The organism is Peptoniphilus raoultii (assembly GCF_900099555.1).
Classification (GTDB): Bacteria; Bacillota; Clostridia; order Tissierellales; family Peptoniphilaceae; genus Peptoniphilus_A; species Peptoniphilus_A raoultii.
The window spans coordinates 511,814-534,949 of the sequence record NZ_FMWM01000002.1 but is presented as its reverse complement, the minus strand read 5'-3'; the positions used below and the strand labels follow the sequence as shown (position 1 = coordinate 534,949).

Annotated in this window: 22 protein-coding genes; 3 read left to right on the top strand and 19 right to left on the bottom strand. The window is 31.9% G+C overall.

Annotated elements, in window-relative coordinates; genetic code table 11:
• Positions 1–21: 21 nt before the first annotated feature.
• The 4 genes from BQ4446_RS02485 to BQ4446_RS02470 are packed head-to-tail and all read right to left on the bottom strand — an operon-like array spanning position 22 to position 4,095.
• Positions 22–1,791: an aryl-sulfate sulfotransferase gene (locus BQ4446_RS02485; protein WP_071026363.1), complete on the bottom strand. Its 1,770-nt coding sequence runs from the start codon at positions 1,789–1,791 to the stop codon at positions 22–24.
• On the bottom strand, positions 1,788–2,720 hold the full coding sequence (locus BQ4446_RS02480; RefSeq protein WP_071026362.1) for an NAD(P)/FAD-dependent oxidoreductase: 933 nt from the start codon (positions 2,718–2,720) through the stop codon (positions 1,788–1,790). The genes BQ4446_RS02485 and BQ4446_RS02480 overlap by 4 nt, the downstream gene beginning before the upstream one ends.
• Positions 2,717–3,481, bottom strand: a complete 765-nt coding sequence (locus BQ4446_RS02475; RefSeq protein WP_071026360.1) for an Mrp/NBP35 family ATP-binding protein — start codon at positions 3,479–3,481, stop codon at positions 2,717–2,719. Before BQ4446_RS02475 ends, BQ4446_RS02480 begins: the two co-directional genes overlap by 4 nt.
• 8 nt (positions 3,482–3,489) lie before the next feature.
• On the bottom strand, positions 3,490–4,095 hold the full coding sequence (locus BQ4446_RS02470; RefSeq protein WP_071026358.1) for a histidine phosphatase family protein: 606 nt from the start codon (positions 4,093–4,095) through the stop codon (positions 3,490–3,492).
• Positions 4,096–4,415: 320 nt separating this feature from the next.
• Here BQ4446_RS02470 and BQ4446_RS02465 point away from each other — a divergent pair, with 320 nt between their 5' ends.
• Complete coding sequence (locus BQ4446_RS02465) at positions 4,416–5,375, top strand: DMT family transporter (RefSeq protein WP_083329015.1); 960 nt, start codon at positions 4,416–4,418, stop codon at positions 5,373–5,375.
• A gap of 52 nt (positions 5,376–5,427) precedes the next feature.
• Here the strand turns inward: BQ4446_RS02465 and BQ4446_RS02460 are convergent, their stop codons facing one another.
• Positions 5,428–6,369, bottom strand: a complete 942-nt coding sequence (locus tag BQ4446_RS02460; protein ID WP_071026357.1) for a D-2-hydroxyacid dehydrogenase — start codon at positions 6,367–6,369, stop codon at positions 5,428–5,430.
• Between the two features lie 234 nt (positions 6,370–6,603).
• Here BQ4446_RS02460 and BQ4446_RS02455 point away from each other — a divergent pair, with 234 nt between their 5' ends.
• Both BQ4446_RS02455 and BQ4446_RS02450 read left to right on the top strand, forming a co-directional pair.
• On the top strand, positions 6,604–7,959 hold the full coding sequence (locus BQ4446_RS02455) for an aminopeptidase (RefSeq protein WP_071026355.1): 1,356 nt from the start codon (positions 6,604–6,606) through the stop codon (positions 7,957–7,959).
• A 9-nt stretch (positions 7,960–7,968) separates the two neighbouring features.
• Positions 7,969–8,289 carry a rhodanese-like domain-containing protein gene (locus tag BQ4446_RS02450; protein ID WP_071026353.1) on the top strand — a complete coding sequence of 107 codons (321 nt, stop codon included), beginning with the start codon at positions 7,969–7,971 and terminating at the stop codon, positions 8,287–8,289.
• Positions 8,290–8,338: 49 nt separating this feature from the next.
• Here BQ4446_RS02450 and BQ4446_RS02445 read toward each other — a convergent pair whose 3' ends face one another.
• The 14 genes from BQ4446_RS02445 to BQ4446_RS02380 form a co-directional block, all read right to left on the bottom strand.
• Positions 8,339–9,268, bottom strand: coding sequence for an NAD(P)H-dependent flavin oxidoreductase (locus tag BQ4446_RS02445; RefSeq protein WP_071026351.1), 930 nt, complete (start codon positions 9,266–9,268; stop codon positions 8,339–8,341).
• 158 nt (positions 9,269–9,426) lie between these two features.
• Entirely contained in the window at positions 9,427–11,112 is a 1,686-nt protein-coding gene (locus tag BQ4446_RS02440; RefSeq protein ID WP_071026350.1) for a sensor histidine kinase, read from the bottom strand.
• Position 11,113: 1 nt separating this feature from the next.
• Positions 11,114–11,794, bottom strand: coding sequence for a response regulator transcription factor (locus BQ4446_RS02435; RefSeq protein ID WP_071026348.1), 681 nt, complete (start codon positions 11,792–11,794; stop codon positions 11,114–11,116).
• Between the two features lie 4 nt (positions 11,795–11,798).
• Positions 11,799–12,425 (bottom strand): phosphate signaling complex protein PhoU, encoded by a 627-nt coding sequence (gene phoU / locus BQ4446_RS02430; protein ID WP_071026346.1) that lies wholly within the window; start codon positions 12,423–12,425, stop codon positions 11,799–11,801.
• Position 12,426: 1 nt separating this feature from the next.
• Positions 12,427–13,182 carry a phosphate ABC transporter ATP-binding protein PstB gene (gene pstB / locus BQ4446_RS02425; RefSeq protein ID WP_071026344.1) on the bottom strand — a complete coding sequence of 252 codons (756 nt, stop codon included), beginning with the start codon at positions 13,180–13,182 and terminating at the stop codon, positions 12,427–12,429.
• Entirely contained in the window at positions 13,182–13,994 is an 813-nt protein-coding gene (pstA, locus tag BQ4446_RS02420) for a phosphate ABC transporter permease PstA (RefSeq protein WP_374042602.1), read from the bottom strand. Before pstA ends, pstB begins: the two co-directional genes overlap by 1 nt.
• A 59-nt stretch (positions 13,995–14,053) precedes the next feature.
• Positions 14,054–14,968, bottom strand: coding sequence for a phosphate ABC transporter permease subunit PstC (gene pstC / locus BQ4446_RS02415; RefSeq protein ID WP_071028273.1), 915 nt, complete (start codon positions 14,966–14,968; stop codon positions 14,054–14,056).
• A 24-nt stretch (positions 14,969–14,992) separates the two neighbouring features.
• On the bottom strand, positions 14,993–15,937 hold the full coding sequence (locus BQ4446_RS02410; RefSeq protein ID WP_071026340.1) for a substrate-binding domain-containing protein: 945 nt from the start codon (positions 15,935–15,937) through the stop codon (positions 14,993–14,995).
• A 188-nt stretch (positions 15,938–16,125) separates the two neighbouring features.
• Positions 16,126–17,880 carry a polysaccharide deacetylase family protein gene (locus BQ4446_RS02405; protein ID WP_071026339.1) on the bottom strand — a complete coding sequence of 585 codons (1,755 nt, stop codon included), beginning with the start codon at positions 17,878–17,880 and terminating at the stop codon, positions 16,126–16,128.
• Positions 17,881–17,888: 8 nt separating this feature from the next.
• Positions 17,889–19,319, bottom strand: coding sequence for an MBOAT family O-acyltransferase (locus BQ4446_RS02400; RefSeq protein WP_071026337.1), 1,431 nt, complete (start codon positions 19,317–19,319; stop codon positions 17,889–17,891).
• On the bottom strand, positions 19,316–19,537 hold the full coding sequence (locus BQ4446_RS02395; RefSeq protein WP_071026335.1) for a phosphopantetheine-binding protein: 222 nt from the start codon (positions 19,535–19,537) through the stop codon (positions 19,316–19,318). The genes BQ4446_RS02400 and BQ4446_RS02395 overlap by 4 nt, the downstream gene beginning before the upstream one ends.
• Positions 19,521–20,258 carry a GNAT family N-acetyltransferase gene (locus tag BQ4446_RS02390; RefSeq protein ID WP_071026333.1) on the bottom strand — a complete coding sequence of 246 codons (738 nt, stop codon included), beginning with the start codon at positions 20,256–20,258 and terminating at the stop codon, positions 19,521–19,523. Before BQ4446_RS02390 ends, BQ4446_RS02395 begins: the two co-directional genes overlap by 17 nt.
• Positions 20,239–21,714 carry an amino acid adenylation domain-containing protein gene (locus tag BQ4446_RS02385; protein ID WP_071026331.1) on the bottom strand — a complete coding sequence of 492 codons (1,476 nt, stop codon included), beginning with the start codon at positions 21,712–21,714 and terminating at the stop codon, positions 20,239–20,241. Before BQ4446_RS02385 ends, BQ4446_RS02390 begins: the two co-directional genes overlap by 20 nt.
• Before the next feature lie 408 nt (positions 21,715–22,122).
• Positions 22,123–23,133 carry an electron transfer flavoprotein subunit alpha/FixB family protein gene (locus BQ4446_RS02380; protein ID WP_071026329.1) on the bottom strand — a complete coding sequence of 337 codons (1,011 nt, stop codon included), beginning with the start codon at positions 23,131–23,133 and terminating at the stop codon, positions 22,123–22,125.
• Between the last annotated feature and the right edge of the window lie 3 nt (positions 23,134–23,136).

Here is a 23,136-nt window from a genome sequence, read left to right as displayed (position 1 = left end):
CGGATTTTTTAATGTTAATCTTTACAATAAATATTCTTCAATTAAATCTGCTATGTCATCATAGGAATTTTCACCTGTAAAGGAATGGACAAGTTTCCCGTTCCTATAAAAATTCGTAAGGGGTATGGATTGAATTTTTAATTTTTCCTTAACCTCTACATTTGTATCAACATCTAAATAATAGCAGGTGACATTTGGAAATTCATCTTCCAGCATATCTGATACAAGTTCTAAAAGGGGAGCACAGTGTGTACATCTTATGGCTCCAAAAACTACAATTGAATTGCCCTTTCCTGTTTTTTCTTCAAAGTCTTCAGATGAAATTGTTTTAATAAGCCCTTGACTTCTCCTAAAAATTTCCTTGCTTTCCTTTAATTCTTTAAGGGATTCAGATTTTTGAGAAAGGGGATCTATATCCATATTAAGTTCTGCCCCAGCAACTTTAATTGTTTCTGCTCCCAAAAATTTTCCAGCACCCTTTAAATTAAAATACCTTGAATCGATTTTTTCAATTTCCTTTTCATCATAACCATCAAGGCCAATATAAGAATAGGGATATCTATAGACCCTATAAATTAAATTATTATTTAGCATATTTTTCGTGTCCCGTCTGTAGGGAGAAACCCATTGCCAAACTAATTCCTTATCCCTTGTAACTTCAAGGACAATTCCTTCAGTTGTAAGAGTTACAAGAGTATTTCCATTTGGAAGTCTTTCAACATTTCCTCCATAGGGAGAATAAAATTTGTAGCCATTTAAGGGAACTGAATAACCAAAATCTCTTGGGCCTAATTGCCAATTTATATTAAAAGTTATTGGATTTATTTCTAAGATTCTTGAATAAGCCCTAACGTAAGGGAAAAGTCCTTGAGGTGCAAAAATTGTTGCAGCACTATAGCCGCAGGATCCGCCATTGTCAAAAATCATTAAATTTCCTTCACCTTCAAGACCCTTAGGAATAAGTGATGCAAAGGAAGAGCCTATTATTGGAGAAAATTTTGAATAGGATTCAAGACTTGGCCCAATTTCATAGACAATTTTATTCTTTTTCCTGTCAATTATTCCAATAATATTTGCAGCCCTTGCCGTAAATAAAATGTTGTCGGGATGAAATCTTGAATCTCCCATGTCATACCATTTGTTTTCTCCCAAGTAGGAAATTGAAGTTACATCTAAATAATTTCCAATGGGATTTTCTGTAATTCTTAAATTAGGATTTCTATAAATTACATTTTTTGCTTCTTCAGAAAAATTTAATTCATCAAAATGTTCGGAAAAAGAAAATTTCCACAAAATATTTCCGCCCTTGTCCACTTCTAATATAACATCATCTAAAAGTTCCTTGTCGGAAATTGACTTAACATAAACATTGTCGTGAGTAAGCATTAAGGTTTTTTCTGTCATATTCTTTTCATTTGAAAGAGTGTAGTCCAAAAGATGACCCTTTCTTTGAAAGTCGCTGTGAGCTCTTGCCATCCATTTTTCCTTGTAGCCCCTATCCTTTATAAATTTATTTCTGGAAAACTCCCATTTAATTTTTCCCTCTTTATTTATTTCTGCAAGTCTTATTCCATCTGACACTCCAAAATCAGATGTCCTAAATTCTGTAACGGAAATAATATTGCCATTTGAAAGCATCTTGGCAGGCATGGGATTTAAAACATATCTTGCCAGCTCATCACCGCACATTGAAGTTAAGAGAACTCCATCCTTTGCAGTTGAAATTAAATTTATGCCGTTATAGGCTTTTTTCTTATTATATAAAACTGTAGACCTTGGAAAAACTCTCATAGTTTGCTCCTATTTCTTATATATCTTTCTGCATAAACTGTGGCAATGGCACCGTCATTTGCAGCTGTAACAATTTGTCTTAAAACTTTTTTTCTCACATCTCCTGCGGCAAAAATCCCCTTGACACTTGTTTGCATAAATTCATTAGTCTTAACAAATTTTTGATCATCAAGTTCAACAAGGCCTTCAAGAAAACTTGAATTTGGACTCATGCCTGCAAAAATAAAAATTCCATCACTAGCCACCAAATTTTTTTCGCCAGTTTTTAAATTTTGATATTCAATTTGTTTAACTTTAGTATCTCCATAAATTCCTAGAAGTTCACAGTTCCATGTAAAAGAAATTTTCGGATTATTTTTTAGTTTTGCTTGAGCCTGAGCATTGCCATCTAAAACTCCCCTGTCGTGAATTACAAGTAGATTAATGGAATTGCAAAAATTTGAAAGATAATCTGCTTCATCAAGGGCCAAATCTCCTGAGCCCAAAATATGAATATCCTTATTTATAAAATTATCGGCATCGCAAGTTGAGCAGTAGGAAACTCCGTGGCCTGTATATTCCATTTCGCCAGGAATATTTAAAATTCTTGAAAAAGTTCCAGTTGCAATTATTATTGCCTTGCCATAATATTTTTTATCCCTTTTTGTTTTAAGGCAAAAAATATCTCCTTCTTTTTCAATCCCTTCAACTGTTCCATAAGTAAATTTGTTGGTGTCATAAGCTGATGCGTGGTTTCTAAATTCTTTTACAATATCCCTTCCAGAAATATTTGAAAAACCAGGATAGTTTATTACTGATGCGGTATCGTTTACTCTACCACCATAGCCTGACTTTTCAATTATTAAAGTTTTTAAAAGGGATCTGCCAGCATAGATGGCAGCAGAAAGACCTGCACTGCCGGCTCCAATTATTATTAAATCATAAATCATTTCTCCAAACTCCTTATAAAGTTTTCAAATTCAGGAATATTTATTTCCTCAGCCTCTCCCTTGTCAATAAAATTTGCAAATTCAGGCTCTATTGGAAGATTTAAAATATTTTTTACTCCTTCTTTTTCAGCTATTTCTTTTATTTTACTTGGCCCAAAAATATAGGAAATTTCTCCGCAGTGCTTGCACTTATAATAGGACATATTTTCTACAAAGCCTAAAATATTTACACTCATCATATTTGCCATATTAATTGCCTTTTCAACAATCATCTTAACTAAATCTTGGGGGGTTGAAACAATAATTACTCCCGTTAAGGGCATGGACTGAAAAACAGTTAGGGCAACATCACCTGTTCCTGGCGGCATATCAACAATTAAATAATCTAAATTTCCCCAAAAAACTTCTGAAAAAAACTGCTTAATGGCAGAATTAATTAAAGGTCCCCTCCAAAGAACGGGGGCACTTTTATTTTCTAAAACTGAATTAACTGAAATTAACTTTATGCCAGTCTTTGTAATTTGAGGAAGAATATTTACACCGTCAGAAACTGCCATGTCATCAATGCCAAAGGCCTCGGGAATTGACGGTCCTGTTATATCGGCATCAAGAATCCCAACCTTATAAGCCATTTTTTTAAGATGAACAGCAAGCATAGAAGATGTAAAAGATTTTCCAACTCCTCCCTTGCCAGAAACAACTGCAATAACATTTTTTATATTTGAATATTCATTTATAGTAAATTTTTCAATACCTTGCATAAGTCCTCCTATATTGTTTGTTTTGGATTTAAGGGAGCTTTTTTAATTATTGTAAATTCTCCTTTTTCATATCTTGCAATGTTAAATTCTGCATTTCGCCTAACTCTATTATACCAAAAATCTTTTACAGACTTTTTTTCCATAAGATTAAAAATTGAAACAATAGTAATTCCATGGCTCACTATTAATATATTTTCCCTTTGATTTTCATTTAAAGCACCATCAAAAAATTTTTTGACCCTAGCATTTAAATCATAAAAACTTTCCCCGTCAATCCTATTATAAATTTCAGGTCTTTTGAAATAATTGTAATATAAAATCGGATCTTCTTTTTCTATGTCCTTAAAATTTTTCCCTGACCATGAACCAACATCAATTTCCCTTAAAAGCTCGGTTTTTATTATGGGCTTACTGGGACAAATTAGTTTTGCAGTTTCATAGGCCCTGCCCAGGTCTGATGAATAGACTTTTGTAAATTTTAAATCCTTAGACTTTTTCCTTAAAATTTTTGCCATTTCCCTTCCCTTTTCAGTTAAGGGCGAATCTAAATGTCCCTGAATTATATCATTTTTATTCCAAAGGGTTTCTCCATGTCTAACAAAATAAATGTCCATGCTTCCTCCATAAATATTTTATTTTATTATATTACAGTTTTGAAGATTAATAAAGATTTTCACCTGCATTGGTACATTATCTTCCAGGCGGTACAAAGTATAATTTTAAAGAATCCAAAAAATATACAATACCTTTTTTGTTATCATGGTAATAAATGTTATTTTAAAAATGTATGTATAATTATTTTTTAAAGAACTCTAGTTGTAAGCTAGAGTTCTTTTGTCTTTAAACAGCTGCTGCCCAGCAAAAGATGAAAACTCGACTTGGATTGTTTGCAAAAATTTCAAAGTTTTCCTATAATTAATATGGGTGATTATTCTTGAATTATATATATGTATTATTGGCTTCTATTTTATTTTCTTCTATGGAAGTTGCCATAAAACTTACGGGTGGGGTTTTTAATCCCTTGCAGCTAAATTTTTTAAGATTCTTAATTGGCACTATTATTTTATATCCCATAAGCAAAAATTCTTTAAAAAAATCTAACTATTCTTTAAAGAAAAAGGACTATTTGAGCTTTGCTTTCACAGGATTTTTGTGCGTAGTTTTAGCAATGAGTCTTTATACGCTTTCAGTTTATTTTTTAGAAGCTCACGTTGCCGGAATTTTGTTTTGCACTAATACTTTTTTTGCCATAATAATTTCTCACTTCTTCACAGATGAAAAAATTAATAAAAATACTTTTATAGGAATAATTTTGGCTCTGCTGGCTATTATTGTCCTTGTAAATCCCCTTGATTTTAAGGGTTCTCTTAAAGGGGTTATAATTTCTCTTTCATCAGCTTTGGGTTTTGCCCTTTATTCTTTTGTTAGTAAAAGAATTACAAAAAAAAGTCCCATAAAGGCACCAACCATTACCTGCTATACTTTTCTTTTTGGTATGATGGAGCTTTTAATTTTTATAGAAATTTCAAGGATTAGTTCTGTTTCTAATTTCTTTACAAATCTTGGCCTTGATGCCTTTGCAAATATTCCAATTATTAAGGGCCTATCAAGGGATAATCTTTTAGTATTTTTATATATTTCAATTTTTGTTACTGGATGTGGATTTGCCAGCCACCTTTTGGCAGTAGAAAAAAATCCCGTTGCCATTTCATCTCTAGTCTTTTTCCTAAAACCAATGCTGGCAAGTTTCCTATCATTTTTGATTTTAAAAAATCCAATTACAGGAAACCAAAAAATAGGTATTCTATTAATTTCTATAGCATCAGCCATAATAGTAATTGAAAGGGCAAGGGTTCAAAGTAATAGGTTGATTATTGAAAATAATACTTATTAAAAACTTAAAAGCATAAAAAATACCGGGACCAAATCCCGGCTTATTTTTTAACTTATTTTCCTAAAAATTCATCAAGATTTTTAAGAACTACACCACCAATATCGTCTTGAGCATCAATTGTTGATCCTCCAATGTGTGGAGTGATATAAAGTCTATCTAATTCAAATAATTTTGAAGAAATTGGTACGTCTTGAGTATCAAGTCCGCCAGTTCCAAGTTCGTCTGCAAGAGTATCAAGGTTTGCTCCGCCTAGTTTTCCATTTTTGATGTATTCATAAAGAGCTTCTTCATCAACAACGCCGCCACGAGCTGCATTAATAATAATTGCTCCATCTCTCATATTCTTCATTTGTTCGCCAGAGATCATATTTTTTGTTTCTGGAGTTAATGGAAGGTGAAGAGTGATTACATCAGAATTATTAAGTACTTCATCAAGACTTACAAGTTTTGCATAGTCATATGGATTATTTTCTGGTTTGAAATATGGGTCATAAGCAAGGACGTCCATTTTAAATGCATGCGCAAGTTCAGCAACTCTTCTTCCAATTGCTCCAAATCCTAAAATACCCATAGTCTTATTTCTTAATTCTCTACCAATCCATCTGTATTTATTCCAAATACCAGATTTAACTTCATTTTGAGCTTGAACAGAATTTCTGTAAAGGTCAAGAGCTTTACAAAATACAAGTTCTGCAACTGCATTTGCATTTTGTCCTGGAGAGTTTTTAACAGGAATATTTCTCTTTTCAGCTTCTTTTAAGTCAATGTGGTTAGTTCCAACTGAACCAACAAATATTGCCTTTAAATTTTTAGCTGCTTCAAAAATATCTTTGTCTATAAATGGATCAACTCTCATGATTAAGAAATCATATTCAGGAATAAGTTTAATTAACTCTTCCTTCTTTGGTAACATTACTTTTTTGTATTCGATGCCTCTTTCTTCTAAACCTTTGTCAATTACGTCTGACATTTGGTCAATAATTAGCGCTTTCATTAAAATCCTCCTTTTAACTATTATTTGATTATATTTTAGGATAAAAAAATTAGTTTTTCAAGGCACTTTACAGAGATTTTAAAGATAAATCTAAAGGTAGAAAATGTTTAGGAAAAAATTTTATTTCAGAATTTTTTTAGGAGAAATTTTACTTTAAGTAATGAAAAAAATTTGAATTTTAAATTTTAACAAGGACTTTAAATTTTATGATACAATTTTCTTAGGTGATAATAAATGAATATATGGAAAAATATAGATGAAAAAACTTATGATGAAATTTTTGCCTATGGTGAAGATTATAAAAATTTTTTAAATGTAGCAAAAACTGAAAGGGAAGCTGTTATTTATTTTGAAAAAGAAGCTAGGGCAAGGGGATTTAAATCCTTAGAAGAATTTGAAGGTGCCTTAAAAAAAGGTGACAAGATTTTTTTAAATAACAAAAATAAGTCCTGCATCCTTTTAGTTTTGGGAGAAAATTTAGAAGATGGACTTAATATTGTAGGCTCTCACATTGACAGCCCAAGGCTTGATATCAAGGCCCGCCCTCTTTACGAAGATTTAGATCTTTGCTATTTAAAAACCCATTATTATGGAGGAGTTAAAAAATATCAATGGCCAACAATTGAACTTGCCCTCCACGGATTTTTTATAGATAAAAGAGGAGAAAAAAGAAATATTTCTATTGGCGAAGATGAAAAAGACCCGGTATTTTTTATAAATGATCTCCTTCCCCATCTTGCAAAAGACCAAATGCAAAAAACTGCCGACAAATTAATTGAAGCTGAAAACTTAAATATTGTAATTGGTCATTCAAGTTTCAAGGCAAAGGATGGAGAAAATCCCCTAAAGGAAAATATTTTAAAGATTTTAAAAGACAAGTATTCTTTGGAAGAAGACGATTTTATGGTGGCTGAATTTGAAGCAGTTCCTGCTGCAAAAGCTCGTGATGTTGGTTTTGACAGAGCCTTAATTGCCGGTCACGGTCAAGATGACAGAATTTGCTCTTATGCAAATTTTAGGGCAGTTTTGGAATGTGAAAATCCAAAAAGATCTGCTTGTGCGCTTTTAGTTGATAAGGAAGAAATTGGTTCAGTTGGCAATACAGCCATGACTGCAAGATATTTTGAAATTTTTTTAGGCGAAATTTTAGAAAAGATGGGAAAATATTCTGATCTTAAATTGAAAAAGGCTCTTGCAAATTCCAAGGTCCTTTCAGCCGATGTTGCCGCAGGATATGATCCTGACTATAAAGAAGTCTTTGACAAAAATAATGCTCCCCTCTTAGGTAGCGGAATTGTTATGGTAAAATACACAGGCTCTCGTGGAAAATCTGGTTCAAATGATGCAAATGCTGAATTTTTATATGAAATTAAAAATCTTTTTGAAAGAGAAAATATATTTTTTCAAACTGGAGAAATTGGAAAGACAGACCAAGGCGGCGGCGGAACAATTGCCTATATTTTAGCGGAGCACGGTGCAGAAGTTGTTGATATGGGACCTGCTGTTTTGTCAATGCACGCTCCTCTTGAACTTTCGTCAAAAGCTGACGCCTATATGACTTATAAGGCCTATAAAGCCTTCACAAAATAAGGAAGGTCTATGGATTTATTAAATAAAATTTTTGGATTAGATATAGAAAGTATAGAAGCCGTAAAAATTGATGAGCTTTTAAAAGACGGAGCCTATATTTTAGATGTGAGAACAAAAGAAGAAATCTCAGAAAAAAATATACCTGGGACAAAAAATATCCCTTTGGATAGGCTGGCAAAAGAATATGAAAAAATTCCCAATGACCAAAAAATATATCTTCTTTGCAGGAGCGGAAGAAGATCTTTTGAAGCCGCAAGATTTTTAAAGGCAAAGGGTTACGACCCCGTAAATATAAGCGGTGGGATTTTAGAATATTTTAAAAATAAATAAGATTAAAAAAAGAACTTTAGACTTTTAATTAATCTAAAGTTCTTTGTTTTTATAAATTTTCCTTAAAATATTTTTTTACCTCTTCATATTCTTTCATAAGACCATCAAGAATTTCCCTTACACTTCCAATTTTATTTAAAAAGTAAAGTCCCTCGCCTGTATAGATTGAACCCCAGTTTACATCGCCTTCCACAGCTTTTTTTCCAGAACCCTTTGCCAACTTAAAAAATTCATCTAAATCTCCACCTGACATTTCAATTTCATTAAGTTTTTTTGCCAAGTCATTTTTTAAAACACGTGTTGGCATTTTTGTCCTAATTCCAGTTACCATTATGTCTGAATCCTTAGCTTCAATTAAAGCTCTTTTAAAATTTTCGTGGACGGGAGTTTCTTCTGCTGTGAGTAGCCTTGTGCCAATTTGCACTCCACTAGCACCGAGAATTTCTGCAGCCAGCATTTGCCTTCCTGTATAAACACCCCCAGCACCAATAACTGGAATATTTACTGAATCTTTTATGGCAGGAAGCTCTGCAAAAGTATTTAGGCTTCCAATGTGACCACCAGCTTCAGCTCCTTCAAAAACAAGGGCTATCGCTCCAAGTTTTTCAACTTTTTTCGCCATCTTAACATTTGCAATAACAGGAATAACCTTTATACCTGCATCAAGCCACTTTTCAAAAAACGGGGCCGGATTTCCCGCTCCGCAAGTTATAATTTCTACTCCCTCTTCAATGATTACCTTAACTAAATCTTCAACATCTTCATTCATTAAAACAACATTTACGCCAAAGGGCTTATCCGTTAGTTTTCTTACTTTTTTAATTTCCTCTCTAACTTCTTCTGCCTTAAAACCGCCAGATGCAATTTGTCCAAGACCTCCTGCATTTGATACGGCTGCCGCAAGAGATGCCTTTGAAATGTGAGCCATACCCCCTTGGATTATGGGATATTTAATATTTAAAATTTCATTAATATTCATAATTCACCTCGCCTATTTTAATTATATATGAAAAAGATAAAAGATAAAAACTTTTAAATTTATTTTATCTTTACTTTTCAAAACTTAAAGGGATTTAATTAGAAAATAAAAAGTCCTTATATGAATTAACATATAAGGTCCTTTATAATTAATTAGGATCAATTTTTATCTTTTCTATTTTTTAAAAGTTTAACTGTAAATTTGCTGCCAAGACCTGGCTTTGATTTAATTTCGATTTCTCCATCAAGATTTGACAATATATGTTTTACTATTGAAAGTCCAAGACCCGTTCCTTCAATTTTTTTAGATCTTGACTTGTCGACCCTATAAAATCTTTCAAAAATTCTTTCAATTTCAGAATTTGGTATTCCAATTCCCGTATCTGAAACGTCAACAAAAATATACTTGTCATTTTCTGAAATATTTATGTCAAGCTGTCCCTTATCCTTATTATATTTTACTCCATTGGAAATAAGGTTGGCAAAAAGTTCCCATATCATAGTTTTATTTTCAAAAATATTTGCCTGACCTATGACATTTGTTGTTAGCTTTTTGGCTAAAATATTTCCCTCTTCAGACTTTAAAATTTGTTCCATTAAAAATCTTAAGTCTATTTTTTCTCTTGAATAGGTTTCAAGCTTATCAATGCCTGAAATTTTCATTATATCTTCAATTAAATTTAAAAGTCTTTTTGAATCCCTATAGATTAGTTCATTAAATTCTTGCCTGCTCTTATCATCATTAACCATGCCCTTGGCAAGAAGTTCTGAAAATCCGCAAATTGATGTTAGGGGAGTTTTAAGTTCGTGAGAAACATTTGAAGAAAATTCATCACGAAGTTTTAAAGCTCTAAGCTCATTTGTTTCATCAATAAATAACATTACAACGCCCTTTACTCTCCCATCTTCCAAAACTGGATTGACATATACCTTAAAATTTCTATTTTCTATATCAATAATCTCATGGGAATTTTGACCATTTAAGGCCTTATTTAAAAGATTTAAAATCTTTTCATTTCTAATAAGGAAGAGAATATTTTTCCCAATGACATTTTCTGAACCACCAAAAAATTTTAAGGCAGATTTGTTAACTGAAAGGAAAGTTTTATTTTCATCAACAATAATAAGAGCTTCCTTCATATTTGAAAGGATTGTTTCAATTGTGTCCTTTTCCCTTTGAATCTGTTTTAAACTCTCCTGAATAATTTGATTTTGATTAGAAATTCTGTTTATAAAGGGACTAATCTCAGGGAACTTATCTGTATCTACATTTGTCAAATCTTCATTTAAATCATTTATGGGAGAAAGAGTAATGTGTGTGAATTTTCTTGCAACCATAAGGCCAATTAAAAATATGACAAAAGCAATTAAAAGAATGGCAGGAAAAATTCTTACAAAAGATCCTAAAATTGAGTCCGTTTCCTTAGAAATTCTTAAAACATAATCATCGTGGAGTAAAAAGGATACATAATAAGAATTTTTTCCAAGAGTTTGGGAAAATCTAACATAATCGGCGAAACCAAATTTTTTTGCATCTTTAATCTCTGGCCTGTCATCATGTTTTGGCAAAAATTTAGGGTTTTCTGCTGTGTCAAATAAAACATCCCCATTTGGACCTATATATGTTATTCGGAAAGTTTTATTTTTCTTGGATATGTCTTCAAGAAACTGAAGCTCATCTCTGGATTCCTCCATAGAAACTTGGAGTATATTTCCAAGTTTGAAAAGCTCCTCCTTAACAGTTTCCGTATATCTGTCATAATAAATGAATAGGGACGCAATTGTAGATAAAAATAAAACTAAAAGACTTAATAATACCAAATATTTAAATACACGTTTTTGCATATTATCCTCTGATTGAAAGCATATATCCCACACCTCTTATAGTCTTAATATACTTTCTCTTGTCTCCTAATTTATCTCTCAATAATTTAATATGCATATCCACAGTCCTAGTTTCTCCCTCATAGGAGTAACCCCAAATATAAGACAAAAGTTTTTCCCTTGAAATAACAATATCTCTATTTAAAATTAAATATTTTAAAAGCTCATATTCCTTGTAGGTGAAGAAGGAAATTTCCCCATCAATTGTAACAGTTCTTTTAAGTTCATCAATGACAATACCATTAAATTCAAGTAAATTTTTATTATCATCATTAAGTTCAACTCTTCTTTGGACTGCTCCCACTCTTGAAAGAAGTTCCATAACAGAAAATGGTTTTTTAATATAATCATCAGCACCAAGATCAAGGGCTGAAATTGTATCATATTCAGAAGTTTTTGCCGTAATCATCATCACCCAAATTTTTGAAGTCATGGGGTTTTCCTTAAGTCTTTTTAAAATTTTTATGCCGTCAATATCTGGCAGCATAATATCTAATAAAACTAAATCAGGTATATCTTGTGACAATTTTTCAAAAAAATCCTTACCATTTTCAAAACAGGTTACTTCATATTCCTTACTCTTTAAAGAATATTCTATTAATTTTAATATAGATGTGTCATCTTCTACTACATAAATTACCATTAAATCATCCTTTTATTGAAAAAATTACCCATTCAGAAATATTTACTGCGTGATCTGCTATCCTTTCCAGATACTTTGCAATCATAATAAAATCTATGGCATAAGATGGTTCAAGTCCTGATTTAATCACATCTACAAATTCATCTCTTATAGAAGAAAAATAGTCATCGACAATATCATCTTCACTTTCTATTTTTTCAGCAATTTCCAAATCCTGATTCACGAAAGAATTTATAGAATTATTAACTATGTCAATTGTGGCCTTTGCCATTTCCCTAATCTTAGGAAATTTATTGCCATAATCTTCAGGAAGAAGCATACATAATTCTGCAATATCTCTTGAGATGTCGCCAATTCTTTCCATGTCAGTAATCATTTTAAGGGCTGAAGAAACTTTTCTTAAATCGCCAGCTGCCGGTTGTTGCTCAACAAAAACTTTTAAGCAGTGTTTTTGAATTATGCCTTCAAAGATATCTGTTCTCTCTTCATAATTATAAACTTCTTGGGCAATTTTTTCATCTTTTTCAGTTAACAAAGTTATTGCTTTTTTTATGGCGGTTTCAATTAACATTGACATTTCAAGAAGCAGGTCATTTAATTCCACTAAATCTTTATCTAATCTAGATCTCATATCAACCGAACCTCCCTGTGATATATCTTTCAGTTTTTTCATTTTTCGGGTTTTGGAAGATATCAAGTGTAGGACCTTGTTCAACAATAACGCCATTTAAGAAGAAGGCTATTCTATCAGAAATTCTTGATGCTTGTTGCATATTGTGAGTTACTATAACAATAGTAAAATCCTTCTTTAATTCTTGGGTCAATTCTTCAATTTTCCCTGTTGAAAGGGGATCAAGTGCTGAAGTTGGCTCGTCCATTAAAATTACCTCAGGATTTATAGCAATTGCTCTTGCAATGCAAAGTCTTTGTTGCTGTCCTCCTGAAAGTGAAAGGGCATTTTTCTTTAGTTTGTCCTTGACTTCATCCCAAATTGCAGCCTTTTGCAGAGATGATTCTACAATTTCATCTAAATCTCTTTTATTTTTTATATTATGGGTTTTTGGTCCATAAGCTATATTTTCATAAATTGACATTGGAAATGGGTTTGGTTGTTGAAAAACCATGCCCACTCTTTTGCGGAGTTTATTTACATCATAGGACTTTGCGTAAATATCTTCTCCGTCTAAAGTTATCTTTCCATCAATTTTACATCCCATAACTAAATCATTCATTCTATTCAGGCATTTCAAAAGAGTTGACTTACCGCAACCTGACGGGCCTATAAATGAAAGAATTTCGTTATTCATCACCTGTAAATTTATATCAAAAAGAGCTTGGAAATCATTATAAAATAAATCCAAATCAAGAACTTTCATCTTTTCATCCATTATTTAACCTCCATAAGTTTTTTAGCAAGTTTTGATGATACGAAGTTAATTAATAAAACCATAACCAAAAGTAACATTCCTGTTGCATAAGCTTCGCCAACATGAAGGCCTTCACTAGAAAGCATATACATATGAAGGGCAAGTGTCCTTGATGAAGATTTTAAAGATGTCGGCATAGCTGTTGAGGTCCCTAGTGTGAAAATTAGGGCTGCTGTTTCTCCAACTACACGGCCCACAGCTAAAATTATACCTGACAAAATTCCTGGTATTGCTATGGGAAGTACAACAACAAATATTGTACGGAGTTTCCCTGCACCAAGGGCATAAGATCCTTCTCTTATTGATGGGTGAACTGATTTTAAAGCTTCTTCTGTTGCTCTCATTATAAGAGGCAGTACCATAATTGTAAGAGTAAAGGATCCTGAATATATTGAATAACCAAGTTTTAATAATAGACCAAAGAATAACATTCCAAAAAGGCCGTAAATTATTGAAGGGATACCTGATAGAATTTCAATGGCAAGTCTTATAACTTGAACAAGTTTTGATGACTTATCTGTATATTCAACTAGATAAATAGCTGTAAGAATTCCAATAGGACTTGCTATTAAAATAGTAAATAATACTGTGATAAGCGTTGTTACAATTGAGGGCACCATAGATACATTTTCCGTTGTATAGTGAAGGGCAAGCATAGAAGGTTTAAAATAAAAAATTCCCTTTGCTATAACGAAGGCTACAATTCCAACAAGAAATCCAAAAGTAAATACTACTGAAAATCTTGAAAAAATTTTGTAGAAGGAAAAGTTCATTTTATAGCGTAAAAAAAGCAAAATCCCAAGGATAAATACTAAAGTTAATATCAGATAAATCATTTGCTTTCACTCATTTTCTTCATAATAAAAAATCCAAAATTGATGCATAGTATAAATATGAATAGAATTGCTGCAGTTGCAATTAGGGCTTGTCTATGAGGTCCATATGCATAACCCATTTCCATAACGATATTTGTTGTTAAAGTTCTTATTCCTTCAAGTAAATTAAAGGATAATCTCGTTTGGTTACCTGCAACAAGAATTACAGCCATTGTTTCACCAATTGCTCTACCTACACCAAGGATAATACCAGCAAAAATACCGCTTCTTGCAGCTGGTATCATAACTCTTGTTAGAGTTTCATCGTGAGTTGCTCCTAAAGATAGAGAGCCTTCATAATAGGATTTTGGTACGGCATTTAAGGATGCCTCTGCCATAGAAATTATTGTGGGCAATACCATAATCATTAAAAGAATTGATGCTGATAGCATATTCATACCGTCTCCTCCAAAAATACTTCTGTTTACGGGTACTATAACAGCTAAGGCAAAGAAACCATAAATTATTGAAGGGATTCCCGCCATTAAATTTAAGGCTGGTTTTATAAACTTATAAATTGCTGGCGGGCAATCAAAGGCCATATAGGATGCTGCCATTATAGATAGTGGAACAGCACCTAAACAAGCCATAAAAGTAATTAATAGTGAACCCACAATCATTGATTTAATACCAAAAGATGGTGGTACATTTAAGGGTGCCCAAAGCCCATTTAAAACAAAATTTCCTATTCCTATGTTAAATAAAAATTCTATAGATTCTTTAAATATGAAAACACAGATTAGGAATAGGAATAATATTGATAAAATTGAACAAAGTAGGAAGAAATGTTTAAATACTTCTTCCTTTTTAAACAATTTTGTTTTATTATCAGTTTGGACAATAGCATTTTTAGTTTGCTCCATTTTATTCATTCCAATCTTTAACAAATAATTTTATTATTTTAATTCTGTCCAGTCAGCTATAGATCCTACAAATACATTCTTAATTTGTTCAAGAGTCATATCTTCTTGAGGATTTTCTTTATTTACAATAACAGCTATACCATCCCTTGCAATTACATCATTTTTAACTTGTGCAGCTTCTTCATCTTTTAATTCTCTTGAAGCCATACCTAATTGAGCTGAACCTTCAATTGCAGATTGAACACCTGCTGTTGATCCTGTTGCTTGAATGTCAGCTACGAATTTTGGATTTAATTTTTGATAAGCTTCAACGATTTTTTCCATAAGTGGAGTTACTGAAGTTGATCCTGCAATAGTGATATGTGCATCATTGTCAATAGGCTCATAATCTCCTTTTCCTTCTTCAGGAATGTATTTTTCAGCTTCGACAATTTTTTGTCCTTCATCAGATTCAATAAATACTAAAAGGTCTTTTGTTTTTTCATCAATATCTTCTTTATAACATACATTGAAAGGTCTTGCTATCTTGTAGTCACCTGATTTTATATTTTCAGCAGTTGCTTCTGCACCTTCAACTTTAAGAGCCTTAACTGTATCATTTAAAGATCCTAGAGAAATATATCCAATTGATGCAGCATCATTTGCTACTGTAGTTAAAACAGCGTTTGTTGAGTTTTGAACTGCAGCTTCTTGAGAAGTGTTGTCTACTTCTGTTCCATCTTTCTTTTCAAAAATTCCAGTGATTTCTGTAAAAGCTCCTCTTGTTCCTGAACCTGGTTCTCTTGTGATTACATTAATTTTCCCAAGTTCTGTTCCTGTAGTTTCAGTAGTTTCTTCTGCAGTTGTATTTGTTCCTTCATTTGCAGCAGCATTTCCTGTATTTCCAGAATTTGCACTTTGGTTTTGTCCTCCGCATGCTACTAAAGTAGTAACAAGACCTAGAATCATAGTCATCTTAGTTAATTTTACTAATTTCATTTTTTTCCTCTTCCTTTCAAAAATATTTTTTTGATTTGTTTCACTTGTATTATAGGAATGATATGTAAAGAATCAAAATAGGTATTGTAAATTCTCTGTAAAAGATTTTACAATACCTATTTGCTGCTATTGTGGGGATTTCTATAAAATTTTTTAAATGTTTTTACAAATTTATCCCACAATTTATTTTATTTTAATTCATTTAAATCTCGATTTTCATCAATATTTACTCTTTTTAATTTTTTTAAAGACTCTGGCAGATTTTTTACAATTGTATTTTTGCCTTCATCTGATGTAAGTGTTATTTTATATCCCTCTTTTTCAACTATAAATTCTGAAAGTTCATCATAATCCCCTTCAGGATAGGCTAAAGTTATTAAATTTCCCCTTCCAAAATTTTTATAGAGGTCTTTAAACTTTTGAGAATCCTCTTTAAAGGTCAAAATATACTTATTCTCACTTTCTCCTTCAAGTCTTTTTGCAGTTTGCCTAAATTCAAGTTTTGGATTTTCATAACTTTGGTGCAAGAAATATGTGTGAGAGCCGTATTCTATAATACCATTCATCTCCCTTGCCTTTTCTACTGAATAGTGGGGAAACATTTCTTTTTCAAGGCCTGGATATTTCGAAAGGCCCATAGTTCTTCCTATAGGGAAGAAATTTGCTCTTTGACCATATTTTTTTAAAAGAGGATAGGCATATTTATAATTTGACTCATAGCCATCATCAAATGTCATAAGGCAAAATTTTTCAGGAAGATTTTTTCCTTCATTTACATAATTATAAAGGTCCTTAAAATTTATGGCCTTAATTTCATTTTCTTTTAAAAACTTTAAAAATTCTTCAAATCTTTTAGGGCTTACCACATAAGGGTTTGAAGGATCTGGATTTTCTGAAATATGGTGAAAAGCATAAATATAAAAAGATTTTTCATCTATTTCTCTTGCAGGAGTTACTGGCTCTACCTCACCCTTAACATATCTTCCAAAGTCATCTCGTAAGCCATAAATTCTTTCTACCATCATCTTGCCAAGGGCATTTCTAAAATGGGAGGAATCATAATAAAATCTGGGATCATAATCATATTTTGTACATGTAAAGTCCCAAAAATCTGTGATTTCTGACAGCTTTTTATAAAAAGTTTTTATTTCATTTGGGTCATATCTTTTATTTTGTTCTTCATACATGGGGCATAAAAGAAATGTTATTTGGCAGTTCCTTTCTTGGCAGGATTTTTTTATATGTTCAATTGCTCCCATGGCTTCATCCATGTGATCCATTTTAACTGGAAAACTTTCTATGTTGAAACCCTTGTCCCTCTTATAATCTTCTATTGAGCCAATATATTCAATATCCCTTTTTGATTTGTCATAGGATCCATCTTCCTTAAAAGTGTCAAAAGGCTCCTGAACATAGGACCTATTAAAATAGGATTTAATTTTACTAAAACCATTTTGAGGGCTTGCAAGTAAATATTTTAAGTAGAAATTAATTTTGCTCTCTCCACTCACATCAGGATTCATATAATAATTTAGAGAAGATCTTTCTTCGTTAAATTTTGTGGCAGATGGAAGACCTAAGGGCATAATTATGGATTTTGGCTTATAAATTTTTAAAAGATAGTCCACATTTTTTTCCACTACATAGAGGTCTGCCCCATAGGAAAATAAATTAAAATAATCTCTCCCGGTGTATTTTTTTAAAAGATCACTTGGAATAGATGAGGCTCCACTTGCCCCAACTATAAAATTTTCATAGCCCTTTCCCTTAATATATTCTATTTTTGCCGTTCTAGGATTTTGGGTGAAATCATAGGTGTACCATTTCATAAGCCTATCGCCAAAAACATTGAAGGGATCTGTTAAAAAATTTAAAAGACCAATAAATAAAATTATGGCTCCAAAAATTATAATAAAAATTTTATTAAATCTTTTTTCTTTCATAATTGCTCCTAATAATTCCTATAAATAAATTCTGCACCCGTAAAAGACCTTTGGAAAATGCCGAAGTATAAAATAAAGGCAAGGACCATAAAAATTAAAATTCCTTGGCTTATAGGACTTAAAGATAAAATTTCTTCTTTCACATCTTCTCCTCTTTCTTCCTTAAAGGAAATTATAAATAGAAGCAGAACCGAAATAAATAAAACTGTATAATCAATTCTTTCAAGGCCAAATTCTCCATACCTAAAAATCCTGTCTGCAAAAGTTTTTTTGAGCATGAAAAGTGCAGTTTCAAGATCCTTTGACCTAGTAAAATATCTGGCAAAGAAAACCAAAAGAGATGTCCTTAAAATTTGAAAGACTTTAAAGGATTTTGAATCCTTAGAAATATTTAAAGAACTTTTTATTTTTTTTAAAAAGTCTTCAAAAATTAGGCCAAGACTTATTAAGCTGCCGTTAAAAATACCAAAAGCCATAAAATTAAGACCAGCACCGTGCCAAATGCCTATTATAAAATAGACAACAAAAGTTGAAATAGTGAGGGTTAAAAATTTCCCATATTTTCTCCCCAAAACTTTTCTGGATTTTTTATTAATATGGGCAAAGACCTTTGAAAGGGACATGGGATAAAATACATAATCCCTCATCCAAGATCCCAAACTTATATGCCACCTTCTCCAAAAATCTGTAAGAGATGTTGCAAAAAATGGTCTTTTAAAGTTAAGGTCAAGTTTAATGCCGAAGAGATAGGATACTCCCCTTGCTATGTCAATGCCTCCTGAAAAATCTCCATAAATTTGTATTGAATAAAAAATAATTGCTATAAAGACAAAAAGGCCTGAAAATTCATCAGGATTAGAAAAAATTTGGGCCGTTAAAACACTGGCCCTATCTGCAATTACAAGCTTTTTAAAATATCCATAAGCCATAAGCATAAGGCCATAGGAAAAGTCCCCTGAATTTGGCTTTGGATCAAAAAGCTGCGGTCCAAGAGAATCGTAGCGATTAATTGGTCCTTGCACCATTTGCGGAAAATAGCTGACAAATAGGGTGTATTTTAATAAATTTTTGTTAGCAGGATATTTTTTTCTATATACATCAATTAAATAAGCTGTCGAAATAAAAATATAAAAAGAAATGCCCAAGGGAATAAGATTTTCAAAAAGAGTGAAATCTGTAAACTTCACAAAAAATAAGCTGGAAAAATTTATAAGTAGGCACAAAAATAAAAGCCAAGGATTTTTATTTTTTTCCAAATACAGGGCTGAAAAATAAGTTGTCAAAATTGTAAGGGCAAGATAGGAAAAGGCCTTGATGCTGTAGGATGCATAATAAAATACTGAAAAGGCAAGAAGGGCTTGCCACTTAAATTTTGTAAATTTAAATATTAAATATGAAATTATTACAAAAATTATAAACTGAGCTGAAGTAAAGGTCATTTCAAAGAATTAATAAGCTTTTCTATTGATAAAATGTCCTTAAAATTATCTTCTTCAAGCTCTCCAACTTCAATTTTTACAGAAAAAGCCTCTTCAAGTTCAAGCACAAGAGAAATAATGTCAAAGGAATCTAAAATCCCCTCTTCAATTAAATTTGTTGCATCTTCAACTTGTTCTCCAGTAACTTCTTCAATTATTTCTTTAATTTTTTCCTTCATATTTTCCTCCAATTAAGACTTGGGAGTAAAGCTCCTCTCTTTTAAATCCACAGGCTTCATAGATTTTCAAAGCCCTAGAATCCTTATCTGTCCAAACATTTATCCTTTTTTTGTCAGCTATATTTGAAAGATAGTGACGCAGGATTATTTTCCCATAGCCCTTATTTCTATATTTTTCATGAACATAAAAATGCAAGATAAGGTCTTGAAATTTCCCCTTTTGATATTCCAAAAAGCCTGCATTTTCAATGCCAATAAATTCTTCATTTTTTATTTTTTCTATAATTTCATCTAGGGAAAGTCTTTCTCCTGAATATTTGTCAAAAGTATTAAGACCCTCTAAGATAAAATTTTCATCCCTTAAGGTTACAACCTTTGGACAGTAAAAATCTTCCTTTTTTCTTAGCCTTAGCCTTTCCCGAATTTTATATTTTTCAAAACCCAGACCTTGTAAATCAAGGTCTTCAGGATTTTTTGTCACAATTTCTGCAAGAAAAGTTTCATTTTGCGGGAGCTTCTCATTAAAGTCCCTTATATAAAAATAAGTTTCAAAATAGCCATCTCTTTTTACTAAAATATAGAGATTTTTCCCTTCCATATAATAAAGATTATTAAAATTTTCCAAAAAATAATCTCCCTTTAAATAGTCATTTGAAAACAAATCCCTATAAGATTCTATAATTTTAAGTTCCTTTTTATCCTTAAATTTCTGAATTTTCATACATGGCCTTTAATAATTTTTTATCTATTTTAGTATTTTGACTTTTTGGCAGACTTTCAAGGTGAATAAATTTTGAAGGCAACATATATTTAGGAAGCTTTTCCAAAATATAATCCTTAAAATCCTTCCTTGAAAATTCTCTACCGCTATATATTAAAACAATAATTTCCCTTTTTTCATCATAAATGGCTGCTGCCTCATCAAGACCCATGGCATAAAGGTATCTTTCAATTTCATCAAGTTCAATTCTGTGACCGTGAAGCTTTATTTGATTGTCCTTCCTTGCCAAAAATTCTATCTCCCCATAGGAATTTAACCTTACAAAATCCCCAGTCCTATAGACAATTTCCCTATAAGACTTATTTAGCGGATTTTGAACAAAGACCCTTTCAGTTTGATCAGGCGAGTTATAATAGCCATAGGAAACTCCCCTGCCTCTTATAACAAGTTCGCCTTCATTTGAAAGCCCATTACCATCCATTATATAGGCCTCCATATTTTCGCAGGCCTTGCCAATGGGAATTATGTCATCATCTTTAAAATCCCTATCAACTTTATAATAGCAGCAGTCGCAAGTTACTTCCGTCGGCCCATAGAGATTAAAATAATCTGCCTTAACATATTTTTTCCAAATATTTAGTTTTTGAGCCGAAAGCTGCTCGCCTGCAAAGGTCACAAGTCTTAAATACTTAGGAGATTCTAGGTCAAAAACATTCGAATTTGCCAAAATATTTATGGCTGCAACCGACCATAAAATAACCGTTATTTTATTGTCATTTAAATACTTGACAATAATTTTGGGAAAAATAAAATCTTTTTTATCCATTAAATAGAGGCAGGCTCCGCTTTTTATAAATAGGCACAGTTCCTTAACAGAAGCGTCAAAGAAAAAAGGAGTTTGATTGGCAATTCTGTCATCATCCCTAAGCTTTAAAGTATTGTAAAGCCACTCCATTAGATCACTTATCATAAGATGAGAAATTACAACACCCTTAGGCTCGCCAGTTGTGCCCGATGTAAATAAAATATAAGAAGGATTGATATCTAAAATCTCACTTCTAATTTTATTTAAAAGATCTTCATCAATTTCCCTTGAATAATCAATTTTAAATTCCAAAGAATTTTTAAAAATATTATTTTTATGGAAAATTCCCATTTCAGTCCCAAGACGGCCCTCTATTTTTTCAAGCCTCTCCTCTGGCATATCACCATCAATGGGGACATAAAAATTCCCTGAATATAAGACCGCAAAAAAAGAAATAACAGTTTCAATATTTCTTGTAACTTCAACCATTATAGGCCTATTTTTGCAAGCAAATTCCTTAAAAATATCCGTAGCAAGAGATCTTGCCAGAAATCTTAGCTGAGAAAAAGTTATTGAATTTTCCTTGTCCACAAGGCAAAGCCTACCTGGAAATTTTTCACTAATAAGATCTAATTGGTCAATTAAAAGCATAAGCACCTCGTCATAAATTTTAACATTAGGCTCTATAAATTGCAAGATTCGCCGCACGTTAAGCATAAGTAAGAATTTAATAGCAATTATATATCCATATTAGTCCTTATTTTTTTAACATACTATTATAATTCAAGGGATAAATGAAAAGATTTTAAGAAAAAGCCCCTATACTTTAAAAAATTCAAGGATAATTCTACATATAAATAATTAAATATAAATAAAAAGGCACTTGTGAAAAACTGAATTTTAGCCAAATGAAAGCTTCAAAAAAACATAAAAAATTGAAATACAATCTTCAAATAAGAATTTTATCTTTTTATACCTAATAAGAATAAATGGAATCAGCAAAAAAATAAAAAAAGCTGCCTTAGTTTTCACTAAAACAGCTTCTTTAAATTATATTTGTTATTTTATTTCAGCCTTTAGAGCTTTTTCTTTCTTAATTAATTCTGTTAGTTTTGGAACTACAGCATTTAAGTCGCCTTGAACTCCAAGGTCTGCAACTTCAAACATTGGGCAGTCAGCGTCTTTATTAATAGCAATGATTAAATCAGATTCTTCCATACCAGCTAAGTGTTGGATTGCTCCTGAAATACCAATTGCGAAATAAAGTTCTGGTCTTACAGTCTTACCTGTTTGTCCAACTTGTCTATCTTTTGTTATCCAGCCTGAATCAACAGATGCTCTTGATGAAGAAACTTCAGCTTCAAGAACTTCAGCAAGTTCTTCAAGTGGTTTAAATCCTTCTGGTCCGCCAAGTCCACGTCCGCCTGATACAAGAATGTCGGCTTCTGTAATGTCTTTTTTCTTTGATTCGTGCTTTAATACGTCAATAACTTTAACGTTCATATCTGCGTCAGTGAATTCTAGTTTTTCATCAATAACTTCACCTGTTCTTGAATCATCACTATCCATAGCTTGCATTACGCCAGGTCTTACAGTTGCCATTTGTGGTCTGAAGTTTTCACAAACTATAGTTGCCATTAGGTTACCACCAAATGCAGGTCTTGTCATAAGAAGAAGATTTGATTCATCTTCTATATCAAGTTTTGTACAGTCAGCAGTTAAGCCTGTGTGAATTCTAGCAGCCATTCTTGGTGCTAAATCTCTTCCTATTGAAGAAGCTCCGAAAAGTACAATTTCAGGTTCATATTTTTTGATAATATGGAATACTGATTTTGCATATGGTTCAGTTACATATTCTTTTAGCATTGGATCTTCAATAACTATAACCTTGTCAGCTCCGTGATGAATTAATAGGTCGCTGTGTTCCCTAACATTTTCGCCGATTAACATAGCTACTACTTTTTCATTTAATCTGTCAGCAAGTTCTCTAGCCTTTCCTAAAAGTTCAATGCCGACTTTTTCAAGCTTATTATCTCTTTGTTCTATAAATACATAAATATCTTTACTCATTTT